The following is an 11,792-nucleotide window of genomic DNA, read 5'->3' on the forward strand; positions in this document are numbered from 1 at the left end:
CCTCGCGCTTTCAAGGCACAAGCCCTTGAAATAAGACTCCAGTGACGAAGGGCGCAAAGCGACCCTTCGTCACATTGGGGTATCCATGAGTCCCCCCGCACGCGGCAAAGAGGCTAGCCTCGTGGGACTGAGCAACGTCCTCCACGCGGAAAGGGACCGAGCATGATCTATTTGCTCGCGGCCATCGGAGCGCTCACCGTCGCCGTTGTCTTGTGGCGCGCGTTCGGGATCGAGCGTGTCGGGGTGCCCTCGACGCGGCCGACCTTGGCCCCGGACGACGACCCCGACTTCCTGCGCAAGCTCGGTGAGCAGCAGCGCAAAGGTAAAGAGGAAGACAAAGACTAGGGCTGGACCTGGCGGTACTGCTGGCCTCCGAAGCCGTCGGCGACGGTGGCGGCCAGTTCCAGCAACGCGAGCCGGGTGTCCGCGTCGAGCCGGTCCAGTTCGATCTCGGCGCCCTCTTCCAGGTGCGGATCGAACGGGATGCGGCAGACCGACCGAACCCGCGCGCCGAAGTGCGCGGAGAGCTTGTCGAGGTCGACGGAGCCGCCCTTCGGCCGCACCGAGTTGATCACCGCGACGGAGCGTTTGACCAGGTCACCGTAGCCGTGTGCCTCCAGCCAGTCGAGTGTGGCCGAAGCACTGCGTGCCCCGTCCACGGAGCCTGAAGAGACCACCACCAGCGCGTCCGCGACGTCCAGGACGCCCTTCATCGCCGAGTGCATCAAACCGGTCCCGCAGTCGGTGAGCACGATGTTGTAGAAGTGCTCCAGCAGGTCGACCGTGCGCCGGTAGTCGTCCTCGGAGAACGCCTCGGAAACCGCCGGGTCCTGCTCGCTGGCGAGGATCTCCAGCCTGCTTCCGCCCTGCGAGGTGTACGAACGGACGTCGCTGTACCTGGTGATCTTGTCCGCGTCCCGCAGCAGGTGCCGGACGGTCGCGGTGGTCTCGATCGGAATCTTCTGCGACAGCGTCCCGCGGTCCGGGTTCGCGTCGACGGCGACGACCCGGTCACCGCGCAGCGACGCGAACGTCGAGCCGAGCGTGGTGGTCGTGGTGGTCTTGCCGACGCCGCCCTTGAGGCTCAGCATCGCGATCTTGTAGCACCCGCGCAGCGGCTGGTTGATCTGTGCGATCAGTTCACGCTTGCGGGTGTCCGCCGGGCTCTCCCCTGGGTTGAGGAGCTTCCCCGTGCCCACGTACAGCGCCTTGCGCCAGCCCGACTGCGGCTTGCGCTTCTGCGGCTTGACCAGGCTCGCCGTGGCGAGTTCGTCAGGGAGCGCGTGCCTGCCCTGCGGTTGCGGCAGCCCCGGAACCGCAGGCTGCTGGACAGCCTGCTGCGGCGGTGCGTACTGCTGCTGAGGCGGGTACTGGGCGGCCTGCTGAGGCGCCTGCTGGGGTTGCGGCGGCTGTTGCTGAGGGTGCAGCGGGGGCAGGTTCTGGTCGTAGGGCTGCTGGTACTGCCCGTGCGACGGCTGCGGCAGCGGCTGCGCGGGCTGTTGTGGCAGCGGCTGCTGCGGAGCGGGCTGCTGCGCGTACTGGACCTGCTGGGCTTGCTGGACCTGCGGTGGGTACTGCGGCTGGACGACCTGCGTCGGTTCCGCCTCGAAACCCGCGGCCGGATGCGGCGCCGAGTCCGTCCTGTCCTCGGAGAACAACTCCGAAGGCTGGACTTCCTCGGTGGGTTCGGGGTGGCCAGGAGCCGATTCTTCGCTGGGTCCGGTCACCGCTGAATTCCTCCTCCGCGCACGTCTTCCCCCGTTACCTCAGTATTGACGGTAGTCGGCTCGCGTGCAGCGGCGACGGTCAGCCCCCGGCGTAGGAGTGCAGACCCGACGTCACCAGATTCACGAAGAACATGTTGAAGATCGTCGCGGAGAATCCGACGATGTTGATGATCGCGGCCCGCTTCCCGCGCCAGCCCGCGGTGGCACGGGAGTGCAGGTATGCCGCGTAGACCACCCACGCCACGAAAGCGACGGTCTCCTTGGGGTCCCAGCCCCAGAACCGGCCCCACGCCGCCTCGGCCCACACCGCGCCGCAGAGCACGCCGAAGGTGAAGACCGGGAAGGCGAAGATGGTGGTGCGGTAGGCGATGCGGTCGAGCACGTCCGCGGCGGGCAGCTTCGAGCCGAACTTGGCGAACTTCGCCGGGTCGTCGTCGTGGGCGGCGCGGAAGAGGTACAGGACGCTCGCGACACCCGGCACCAGGAAGACACCCGAACCGATGATCGCCGCGGAAACGTGGATGATCACCCAGTAGGACTGGAGCGCGGGCTGCACCGGCGCGGCCGTCGTGTACAGCATGGTGCCGTTGACGAACATCAGGATCACGACCGGCAGCAGCAGGAAGCCGGTGAGGTGGCGGACCGGGAACTTCCGCATGATGACGAGCCAGGTCACGACGGCGACGAAGGTCGTGGCCATGCCGTATTCGTAGAGGTTGCCCCACGGCGCGCGGTGCACGGCGAGCCCGCGCAGCACGATCGCGGCCAGGTGGAGCAGCGCGGCCAGCACCAGCAGCGCGGTGCCCATGCGGCCGATGCGCTCGGGGCGGCCGATCTCGCGCGGGGGCTCGATGGGCGTCCCGTAAGCCGGCGGCGTCGACGGCGGACCACCCGCGCCGACCAGGTCACGGGAACGCTGGATGCTGCGCTCCGCCGCGAGGCGGCCCTTCGCGCCGAAACCCTGCTCGATGAGGGCGAACATCAACGCGATGACGTAGATCGCCGTCGCGGTGGTATAGGAGTAGTCGCTGTACTGGGACAGCGTCTCGTTGATGATCGGCATGACCTCTAGTTGCCTCTCTGCCCCTGGACCAGCTTGTCGCTGATTCGCTGGAACTCTTCGCCGTAGCCCGCTTGATCGGTGCGCGCCAGCCCGGCGACCTCGATCACGGTACCTGTCCCGCCGTCGCGCGCCGGGGTCACCCGGATCCACACGCGGCGCCGCTTGACCAGCAACGATCCCGCCAGCCCGATCAGCATCGCGACCGCGCAGACCAGCACCCAGCCCTGCACCGGGTCGTGCGAGACCTGGATGGCCACCCATTCCTGCACGCCGTCGAAGCGGACCTTCGTGCCGTCGTCCAGCACGGTCTCCTGGCCCTGGTCCAGATTCTGCCGGGTGAGCTTCTTGAGCCTGCCGTCCTCGACGAGCGACTGGTCGATCTGGAAGATCGACTGGCCGCGGCCGGCGTCGAGGCCGAGGTCACCGCGGTAGATGTCGACGGCCACGGCCGGCTTTTTCGCCTCGGGCCGCGACGACGTCAGCACGTTGCCGTGCATGAACGCGGTCGGGGCGAGCAGACCGGTGATCGCGAGCTGCCGGGTGCGGCGTTCGATCGGGTCGGTGATGCCGGGCTGGTCGATCTTCGTGGCGCCTTCGGAGAGCTTCGTCGGCTCGTCGGCGGGACGCCACGGCGTGATGTTGGTGCGGACGGTGCCGTCCGGGAAGGTCACCGTGAACTTCGGGGAGTAGCCGAAGTTCAGCAGGTAGACGCGGTCGCCCGCGGTGCGCAGTGGCGAGTTGACCTCGAGCCCGTACGGCTTCCACGCGCCGGTCCGCAGGTCTTCGCCGGACTGGTACTCCATGGTGGAGTGGTAGTAGTTCGCCTGCCCGGCGTCGGTGTAGCGCGCCTCGAAGTCCTTCAGGCGGATGCAGAAGGGGTTCAGGTCGGTGCCGTCGACGCGGAGACCGGCGTTGAAGGTGTCGTAACCGAGGATCCCGGAGTTGCACCACTGGCTGTTGTCGGCCTGGACGATGACCTGGCCTTCGTAACCGAACAGCTTGCCCAGCGCGAAGAAGACGATCAGGCCGAGCATGCCGAAGTGGAAGACGAGGTTGCCGGTCTCGCGGAGGTACCCGCGTTCGGCGGAGATGCTCCGGACGCCGTCGGCCTCTTCGCGCTCTACGCGGCGCCATCTCTTGAGCAGCGCGTGCGTGTCCTTCATGACCGCGTCGGGAGTCCGATCGGTCGTGGTGGACAGGTGGTGCGGCATCCGCGTGAGCTTGCGCGGCGTGAGCACCGGCTTCGCGCGCATCGCCTTCGCGTAGTCGAGGCTGCGCGGCGCGAGGCAGCCGATGAGCGAGACCATCAGCAGGAGGTAGATCGCCGAGAACCAGACGCTGCCGTAGACCTCGAAGAACTGCGTGCGGTCGAGCAGTTCGCCCCACCAGCCGTGCGCGGCGATGTACTCGTCGGTCTTGGCGACGTTGAGGTTCCGCTGCGGCAGCAGGGCGCCGGGCATCGCGGCGAGCGCGAGGAGGAACAGCAGCACCAGAGCGGTGCGCATCGACGTCAACCCGCGCCAGGTGTTGCGCAGGAAGGCGAGGACCCGCTTCAGCGGTGTCTGGCGGTATTCGGTGGTCACAAGGGCAGCCTGAGGTCGTTCACGAGGGTGTTCCGGATCCAGCCGATCATGTCGCCCCACAGCCCGGTCACCAACAGGATGCCGACGATCATCAGCAGGACCCCGCCGAAGACCTGCACCTGACGGCCGTGGCGGCGCAGCCAGTCCGTCGCGCGGACGGCCCAGCGGGCACCGACCGCGATGAGGAGGAACGGGACGCCGAGGCCGAGGCAGTACACGAGGATCAGCGCGTAACCGCGGACGGCGGCGCCGCCGGTGGCGCTGGCCAGGGTGGTGACCGCGGACAGCGTCGGCCCGATGCACGGCGTCCAGCCGAGCCCGAACACCGCGCCGAGCACCGGCGCGCCCCACAGTCCGCCGCGCGGCACGCGGTGCGAACGGAACTCACGCTGCAGTCCCGGAATCCAGCCGAGGAAGACCAGCGCCATCGCGATCGTCAGCACGCCGCCGAGGCGCTGGAGGAGGTCCATGTTGAGCTGGACGACGTCGGCGATCCACACCAGCGTCCCCAGCGTCACCACGAAGACGACGGTGAACCCGAGCACGAACAGCGCCGCCGCGCCGACAACGGCGTAACGGCCCTTTTTGCGCTCCTCGTCCGGGCTGACCGCGGGGGCGTCCGCGCCGACCAGCGCCGCGAGGTACGCGAGATACCCCGGCACCAGCGGGACGACGCAGGGCGACGCGAAGGAGATCGTCCCGGCCAGCAGCGCGACACCCGCGGCGAGCAGCAGCGGCCCGGAGAGCGCCAGCTCGGTTACCCCCGTCGCCAACGTGGCCACGCCTCTCGAGGAGTTACAGCGTTCACGCAAAGGAGCGTAGGCAGTGTGGTCGAGGTGAGAACGCCGGGGCTTGCCCAACGGGACCTACGTCGCACCCGATCAGGACGTTGGTCCCGTCCGTCCCGCCCGTCGCGGTGCCTGCCGCAAGTAGAGGACTACTTGCGGTCGGGCAGGGGCGGAGAAAGAGCGGGACACGCGTCCGTCCCGCGTTTCGTCCTCTGGTTGCGGTAGTTGCGCGTGCATCTACCGCAGCCAGAGGACTACTTGAGGGTGTCGGGCGGCGTGAGCGAGATGGTCGGGAAAGCGGACGCGGCGGGCGCCGGCTTGGGACGGCGGTCACGGAACACCCAGCCGCCTGCCAGGCCGCCGAGGAACCCGAAGAGGTGCGCCTGCCAGCTGACCCCCGCGTCCTGCGGGAACAGGTTCGTGAACTGGTACGCGAAGCACAACGCCATGACCAGGCCGATCACGATGTCGATCTTGTGCCGGTCGAAGATCCCGCGTACGAGCACGTACCCGAAGTAGCCCATCACCAGGCCGCTCGCGCCGACGCCGACGGTGCCGGAGTCGTGCAGGGCCCAGGCGCCGAGGCCGCTCGTCACCGCGATCAGGACAGTGACACTGAGGAACTTCTTCACTCCGCGATACGCCGCGAGGAACCCGAAGATGAACAGCGGCCCGGAGTTGAACTCGATGTGTCCCCAGCTGGCGTGCATCAGCGGCGCGGTGAGCACGGTCGGCAGCGAGCTGATCTCCCGCGCTCGTGTCCCGTATTCGAGGGCGAGCTCGTAGCCGTCGAGCGCGTTGTAGATCTGGATCAGCCAGAGGACCACGAGCACGCCGACCATGACCCAGAGCGCCTTCTTGGCCTCCGCGATCATGGCCTCGGCGTCACGTTGTCCGGATCTGGATACGTCTGAAGCAGTCGTCATTTCCTTCTCCCCAGTTCAGAGCCGCTCCACGCGGCGGAATGAGGAGGATAGCCAGCCCGTACGACAGGAGTGAGGGGGCGCCGGAACTCGGCGGGCGGTTCACCCCTCGGCCAGCCGCGTTTCGTCCTCTGGTTGCGGTAGTTGCGCGTGCAAGGACCGCAACCAGAGGACTAAATGGCGTCAGGCGGGTTCGGCGACCAGGCGTTCGACGACGGGCAGCAGGTCCGAAGCCAGCAGGTCCCGCAGGAACACCGCCGCGACGCGGTGCTGTTTGTCCAGCACGATCGTCGACGGGATGATGTTGCGCGGGTAGCCCGAGAGCTGCAGCAGCGTCCGCCCGGACGGGTCGTAGATCGACGGGTACGTCAGCTTCCGGTCCCGCATGAAGTCCTGCGCCGGGGTCCGGTCGTTGTCGCGCAGGTCGATGCCGACCACCTGGACGCCGGACGCCTTGGTCCGGTCGTAGACCTTCTGCATCTCGGGCGCCTCGACGCGGCACGGCCCGCACCACTGGCCCCACAGGTTCAGCACGACGACCTTGCCGGGGAAGTCGGCGATCGAGAGCTGTTCGCCCTCGTTCATGAGGTCGTCGCCGGACAGCGTCGGCGACTGCTGGCGGTCCGCGACGTCGTAGGTGATGTCGACCTTCCCGCCCGGCGACACGAAGTTGAAGCTGCCGCCGGTGACGACGGCGTCCTTGCCGGTCGTGCAGCCCGTGACGACGAGCAACAGCACCGCCAAGACCGCCAGCGTCCGCTTCATGCCCCGGTCACCTTCGGGTCGGTCGTGCCGGCGGGCTCGCTGTAGACGATCCGCACGAGTTCCTCGCCCTCGAAGACCAGGCTGGTCAGCGAAGCGAGCGAGCATTGCCGGACGCGCGGGTCGTGCCAGAGCCGCTTTGCCTCCAGGAACCGGCGCACGGTCCAGATCGGCAGCTGGTGCGAGACGCACAGCGCCTCGTGACCCTCGGCCGCCTGCCGCGCCCGGTAGATCGCGCCGAGCATGCGGTGCGCGATCTCGACGTACGGCTCGCCCCAAGACGGCCGGAACGGGTTGACCAGCTTCGGCCAGTGCTTCGGCTGGCGAAGGGCGCCATCGCCGACGGCGACGCGCTCGCCTTCGAACTGGTTGTCCGCCTCGATGAGCCGGGCGTCGGTGTCGACGTCGAGCCGGTGCGCGGCGGCGATCGGCGCCGCGGTCTCCTGCGCGCGCTGGAGCGGCGAAGCGACGACGTGCGTGATGTCGTGCTTCGCGACGGCTTCGGCGACTGTCAGCGCCTGGCGCTGGCCGCGGTCGGAGAGCTTGAAGCCGGACAGGCGGCCGTACAGGATCTTGTCCGGGTTGTGCACCTCACCGTGGCGAAGCAGGTGCACGATCGTCGTCTCGCTCACGCCTGGACCGCCTCGGCCGCGGCGCGAGCGGCCACGCGCAGCGCGGAGGAGATGATCTCGAATTCGGCGTCGCCCATGGCCGCGTTGACGAACCAAGCCTCGTACGCGCTCGGCGGCCCGTAGACGCCGTTGTCCAACAGTGCGTGGAAGAACGCCGGGTACCGCCAGGTCTCCGAGGCTCGCGCGCCCGGATAGTTCGTCACCGGGCCGTCGCTGAAGAACACGCTGACCAGGTTGCCCGCGTACTGCACGGAGTGCTTGACCCCGGCCTCGGTCAGTGACCGGTCGAACAGGTCGCCGAGCCGCTTCGCGTTGGCGTCGAGGGCCGCGTACACGGCGTCGTCGGCCGCGCGCAGGGTCGCGAGCCCGGCGGCGACGGCGACGGGGTTCCCCGACAGCGTCCCCGCCTGGTACACCGGCCCGCCCGGGGCCAGCTTCGCCATCACGTCGGCGCGGCCGCCGAAGGCCGCGGCGGGCAGCCCGCCGGACATGACCTTGCCGAAGGTGTACAGATCACCGGCGACGCCTTCGAGGCCGAACCAGCCCGCCTTCGAGACGCGGAACCCGGTCATCACCTCGTCCATGATCAGCAGTGCGCCGTGCTCGTGCGCGAGCTCCTTGAGCCCGGCGTTGAAGCCGTCGGCCGGGGCGATGGCGCCCATGTTGCCCGCGGCGGCTTCGGTGATGATCGCGGCGATCGAACCGGGGTTGTCCACAAAGGACTTCCGGACCGCGTCGAGGTCGTTGTAGGGCAGGACGATCGTGTCGGCCGCCTGCGCGCCGGTGACGCCGGGCGACGTCGGGAGGCCGAGCGTCGCGACGCCGGAGCCCGCTTCGGCGAGCAGCGCGTCGACGTGGCCGTGGTAGCAGCCCGCGAACTTGATGATCTTCGCCCGGCCGGTGAACCCCCTGGCCAGCCGGATCGCGCTCATCGTCGCCTCGGTGCCGGAGTTGACCAGGCGGACCTGCTCCACCGGCTCGACGCGCCCGATGATCTCCTCGGCAAGTTCGACCTCGCCGAGGGTCGGTGTGCCGAACGACAGCCCGTTGACGGCGGCTTCGCGCACGGCGGAGACGACGGCCGGATGCGCGTGCCCGAGGATCATCGGCCCCCACGAGGAGACCAGATCGACGTAGCGGTTGTCGTCGGCGTCCCAGAGATACGGACCCTCGCCGCGCACCATGAACCGCGGGGTGCCGCCGACGGAGTTGAAGGCCCGCACCGGGGAGTTCACCCCGCCGGGGACCACGGCTTTCGCTCGTTCGAACCATGCCTTGGACTGATCGACTCCGGTAGTCACGCCCCCAGTCTCGCAAATCCCGGATGACACCCCTCGCCGAGTCCTCGCGGTTCCGGGCGCGGCGTGACCGGCCCCACTAGGGTGGGAGCACTCCTGTCGAACCCTCGCGGAGGAATCAACGTGTCCACGGTGCCGCCGCCGAGCCATCACCGCCGCCTGCGCTGGCAGGCGCTGGCCGGGTTCGTCGCCATGGCGGCGATCGTGGGCGGCGTGGCCGCGCTGGCCGTGGCCACCCGCTCCGAGACGCACTCCGCGCTGGCCCGCCCGTCATGGGCGCCACCGGGCTGGCTTTACGGTCCGATGTGGTCGGCCCTGCTCCTCATGGTCGCCGTCGCGGGCTGGTGCTACTGGCGGACCGACGGCGAAACGCGCGGCTTCGCCTTCTACGGCGTGTGCCTGCTGCTGACCCTGCTGTGGACGCCGTTGTTCTTCGCCGGCGGCGCGCATGTCCTGGCACTGGCCGACGTCGTCGTGCTGGACTTCGTCGTACCCATCACGATGATGGAGTTCGTCCGCCGATCGCGGCTCGCGGCCTGGCTGCTCGTGCCGTACCTGCTGTGGCTGCTGTTCTCGACGGCGGTCAACGCCGCCGTCGTCTGGCTCAACTGAGCTCGGGTTTCTCAGTACTGGGGTACCTTCGGCTTGCGTCCCTTGGCCCGGACGGCGAGCAGGAACTGGCGGATCGCGTCCACCACCAGGATCGCGGCCAGGACGCCCAGCCCGATGGCACCGGCGAGCGGACCACCGAAGTAGCGCTGCGATTCGAGGGTCGTCGTTTCGCCGTAGCTGATCAGGACCGGGACGACACCGGCCTTCCAGCACGCGAAAGCACCCCACACCGCGAGCGCGGCCAGTATCAGTTCGACGGCTCCCACCAGAGCGCGCAGGGGTTTGTGCAGCCGGGCCGAGGGCCGGGTGTCCTCCGATGGCCACAGGTCGGCCCCGGTCGGCTGGGGAAGGTCGATCACAGTGAGCAGCTTCTCATGACTCTGTGGTGCGAGCACGCACCAAATCCTCGAGAGCCTCGCGAAGGGCGTCCGGATCCTTGGCCCAGGCGCGGACGAAGAAGCCGTCGTCGAGCTTCAACCCGACCTCTCCGTGCTTCTTGGGGATCGTCCAGCCGCCCCCGAGTACCCGCGAACCGACCGGCGCCTCGTCGTCTTCGAGGACCTCGGTGATCCGGGCCGCCTCCAGGGTCTCCCTGCCCTGCCGGAAACCGTCGGCGGTGACTTCGAGCGAGAGGTACCGGCGGCGGGCGTACACCCACGGCACGGTGATCAGCACCAGTCCCGCCGCGACCAGAATCCACGCCAGCCAGTGGACCGGCCCACCGGTCGCCAGTTCGGCGAGCAGCCCGGCGAGGGCGAACAGCGGTGCCCACAGCAACGCCGTCCAGCCGACGCCGGGTTCGCCGTAAAGAGTCGGCTCGGGCGTCATGGCAGCTCGCGCCCGGCCTTCGGGAAGTAGCCCGCGACGCTGGGCAGGTACATCAGGATCAGCGCGATCACCGCCAGCAACGTGCCAAGGACCACGAAAATCGCGCCGGCGAGGTAAAAGAGCCCGATGAGCGCCAGGACGACCGCGAGAACGGTCAGCACCGTCCGGGCCGAACGCGTTCCTTCCCTGGCCTTGTAGGCGAATAGGGCGAAGAGCAAGGCGAAGGTGATCGCCCCGACGAACAGGTTCAGGATCAGTCCGTCGACCCCGTCGACGATCCGCGCCGGATCGACCTTCAGCGCGGGGTCGCGTTGTTCGGCGTTCTGCCGGGAGAACTCGTCGATCACCGTCTGCCTGCCGATCAGCAGGTAGACCGGCCCTGCCAACAGGAAGAGACCGGTGGTGATCCACAGCCAGAACGAGATGGCGACCGGCTTCGGCACGGTGGGCTTCGGCGCCTCCTGGCCGGGGAGGATCGGGTCGGGTGCCCTCCCCCGCCTGCGGCGCTCGTCGTCCGTTTCGTCGGCTCTGCTGTCGCTCACGGTCGGCAGCCTACGTGGTCCGGCCGGTCAGTCGAGCCAAGCAGCGGCTTCGGCTGCCCAGTAGGTGAGGATCATGTCCGCGCCCGCACGGCGGATCGACGTCAGCACTTCGAGGATCGTGCGCTCGCGGTCGAGCCAGCCGTTCGCCGCGGCGGCTTCGACCATCGCGTACTCGCCCGAGATGTTGTACGCCGCCACGGGAACCGGCGACGCTTCGGCCGCGGCCCTGATGACGTCCAGATAGGACAGTGCGGGCTTGACCATGACCATGTCCGCGCCCTCGGCGATGTCCAGCTCGATCTCGCGCAACGCTTCGCGCACGTTGCCCGGGTCCTGCTGGTACGTCTTCCTGTCGCCCTTCAGCTGCGAGTCGACTGCCTCACGGAAGGGGCCGTAGAACGCGCTGGCGAACTTCGCCGAGTAGGCGAGGATGCCGGCGTCGGTACGGCCGGCCCGGTCGAGCGCGCTGCGGATCACGCCGACCTGCCCGTCCATCATCCCGCTGGGCCCGAGCAGCTGCGCGCCCGCTTCCACCTGCGCTAATGCCATTTCCGCGTACAAGCGCAGGGTCGCGTCGTTGTCGACACCGCCTTCGGCGTCAAGGACGCCGCAATGGCCGTGATCGGTGAACTCGTCGAGGCACGTGTCGGCCATCAGGACCGTCGAGTCGCCGAGTTCGGCCCTCAGGTCGCGCAGGGCGACGTTGAGGATGCCGTTCGGGTCGATCGCGCCGGTGCCCTCGGCGTCACGGGTCTTCGGGATGCCGAACAGCATCAGACCGCCGACACCGGCGTCGACCGCGTCGACGGCGGCCTTGCGCAGTGTGTCGCGAGTGTGCTGGACGACGCCCGGCATGCTGGAGATCGGGTGGGGCGTGTCGATGCCCTCGGCCACGAACATCGGGAGGATCAGCTGGCGCGGGCTCAGCGTCGTCTCACCGACCAGCCTGCGCATGGCCGGAGTGGTACGGAGCCTGCGGGGACGATGCTCAGGAAACACCCTTACGAAGGTACTCCGGCTCGCTTGAGAACCGG

14 protein-coding genes are annotated in these 11,792 nt (G+C 68.8%); 2 read left to right on the plus strand and 12 right to left on the minus strand.

Annotated features, from left to right (window positions below):
* The first annotated feature begins 162 nt into the window (after positions 1 to 162).
* Positions 163 to 345, plus strand: coding sequence for a hypothetical protein (locus ACM6LU_RS03355; protein ID WP_414936067.1), 183 nt, complete (start codon positions 163 to 165; stop codon positions 343 to 345).
* Here ACM6LU_RS03355 and ACM6LU_RS03360 read toward each other — a convergent pair.
* From ACM6LU_RS03360 to hemL, 8 genes are all read right to left on the minus strand, one after another.
* A complete protein-coding gene (locus tag ACM6LU_RS03360) occupies positions 342 to 1,727 on the minus strand; it encodes a MinD/ParA family ATP-binding protein (RefSeq protein ID WP_414936068.1) in 1,386 nt (461 codons plus the stop codon). The genes ACM6LU_RS03355 and ACM6LU_RS03360 overlap by 4 nt on opposite strands.
* Before the next feature lie 79 nt (positions 1,728 to 1,806).
* Positions 1,807 to 2,790 carry a c-type cytochrome biogenesis protein CcsB gene (gene ccsB / locus ACM6LU_RS03365; protein WP_414936069.1) on the minus strand — a complete coding sequence of 328 codons (984 nt, stop codon included), beginning with the start codon at positions 2,788 to 2,790 and terminating at the stop codon, positions 1,807 to 1,809.
* Positions 2,791 to 2,795: 5 nt separating this feature from the next.
* Positions 2,796 to 4,295: a cytochrome c biogenesis protein ResB gene (locus ACM6LU_RS03370; protein ID WP_414937073.1), complete on the minus strand. Its 1,500-nt coding sequence runs from the start codon at positions 4,293 to 4,295 to the stop codon at positions 2,796 to 2,798.
* A gap of 74 nt (positions 4,296 to 4,369) precedes the next feature.
* Positions 4,370 to 5,155, minus strand: coding sequence for a cytochrome c biogenesis CcdA family protein (locus ACM6LU_RS03375; protein WP_414936070.1), 786 nt, complete (start codon positions 5,153 to 5,155; stop codon positions 4,370 to 4,372).
* A 260-nt stretch (positions 5,156 to 5,415) separates the two neighbouring features.
* Positions 5,416 to 6,087, minus strand: coding sequence for a rhomboid family intramembrane serine protease (locus tag ACM6LU_RS03380; RefSeq protein WP_414936071.1), 672 nt, complete (start codon positions 6,085 to 6,087; stop codon positions 5,416 to 5,418).
* A 180-nt stretch (positions 6,088 to 6,267) separates the two neighbouring features.
* Positions 6,268 to 6,849, minus strand: coding sequence for a TlpA family protein disulfide reductase (locus ACM6LU_RS03385; RefSeq protein WP_414936072.1), 582 nt, complete (start codon positions 6,847 to 6,849; stop codon positions 6,268 to 6,270).
* A complete protein-coding gene (locus ACM6LU_RS03390) occupies positions 6,846 to 7,478 on the minus strand; it encodes a histidine phosphatase family protein (protein ID WP_414936073.1) in 633 nt (210 codons plus the stop codon). Before ACM6LU_RS03390 ends, ACM6LU_RS03385 begins: the two co-directional genes overlap by 4 nt.
* Positions 7,475 to 8,779, minus strand: coding sequence for a glutamate-1-semialdehyde 2,1-aminomutase (gene hemL, locus ACM6LU_RS03395; RefSeq protein ID WP_414936075.1), 1,305 nt, complete (start codon positions 8,777 to 8,779; stop codon positions 7,475 to 7,477). The genes ACM6LU_RS03390 and hemL overlap by 4 nt, the downstream gene beginning before the upstream one ends.
* 120 nt (positions 8,780 to 8,899) lie before the next feature.
* Between hemL and ACM6LU_RS03400 the strand changes: the two genes are divergently transcribed.
* Complete coding sequence (locus ACM6LU_RS03400; protein ID WP_414936076.1) at positions 8,900 to 9,388, plus strand: TspO/MBR family protein; 489 nt, start codon at positions 8,900 to 8,902, stop codon at positions 9,386 to 9,388.
* Positions 9,389 to 9,399: 11 nt separating this feature from the next.
* Here the strand turns inward: ACM6LU_RS03400 and ACM6LU_RS03405 are convergent, their stop codons facing one another.
* From ACM6LU_RS03405 to hemB, 4 genes are read right to left on the minus strand one after another with little or no spacing between them, the layout of a single operon-like run.
* Complete coding sequence (locus tag ACM6LU_RS03405; protein ID WP_414936077.1) at positions 9,400 to 9,783, minus strand: hypothetical protein; 384 nt, start codon at positions 9,781 to 9,783, stop codon at positions 9,400 to 9,402.
* A complete protein-coding gene (locus ACM6LU_RS03410; protein WP_414936078.1) occupies positions 9,761 to 10,216 on the minus strand; it encodes a hypothetical protein in 456 nt (151 codons plus the stop codon). The genes ACM6LU_RS03405 and ACM6LU_RS03410 overlap by 23 nt, the downstream gene beginning before the upstream one ends.
* A complete protein-coding gene (locus ACM6LU_RS03415; RefSeq protein WP_414936079.1) occupies positions 10,213 to 10,758 on the minus strand; it encodes a hypothetical protein in 546 nt (181 codons plus the stop codon). The genes ACM6LU_RS03410 and ACM6LU_RS03415 overlap by 4 nt, the downstream gene beginning before the upstream one ends.
* Positions 10,759 to 10,785: 27 nt before the next feature.
* Positions 10,786 to 11,757: a porphobilinogen synthase gene (gene hemB, locus ACM6LU_RS03420; RefSeq protein ID WP_414936080.1), complete on the minus strand. Its 972-nt coding sequence runs from the start codon at positions 11,755 to 11,757 to the stop codon at positions 10,786 to 10,788.
* Between the last annotated feature and the right edge of the window lie 35 nt (positions 11,758 to 11,792).

The sequence above is a fragment of the Amycolatopsis sp. cmx-11-51 genome (genome assembly GCF_047608665.1).
GTDB lineage: Bacteria > Actinomycetota > Actinomycetes > Mycobacteriales > Pseudonocardiaceae > Amycolatopsis.

Coding starts and splice junctions, on each gene's coding strand:
- ccsB (WP_414936069.1), bottom strand. CDS start 2,790: ATGCCGATCATCAACGAGACGCTGTCCCAGTACAGCGACTACTCCTAT.
- ACM6LU_RS03380 (WP_414936071.1), bottom strand. CDS start 6,087: ATGACGACTGCTTCAGACGTATCCAGATCCGGACAACGTGACGCCGAG.
- ACM6LU_RS03385 (WP_414936072.1), bottom strand. CDS start 6,849: ATGAAGCGGACGCTGGCGGTCTTGGCGGTGCTGTTGCTCGTCGTCACG.
- ACM6LU_RS03370 (WP_414937073.1), bottom strand. CDS start 4,295: ATGCGCACCGCTCTGGTGCTGCTGTTCCTCCTCGCGCTCGCCGCGATG.
- ACM6LU_RS03410 (WP_414936078.1), bottom strand. CDS start 10,216: ATGACGCCCGAGCCGACTCTTTACGGCGAACCCGGCGTCGGCTGGACG.
- ACM6LU_RS03355 (WP_414936067.1), top strand. CDS start 163: ATGATCTATTTGCTCGCGGCCATCGGAGCGCTCACCGTCGCCGTTGTC.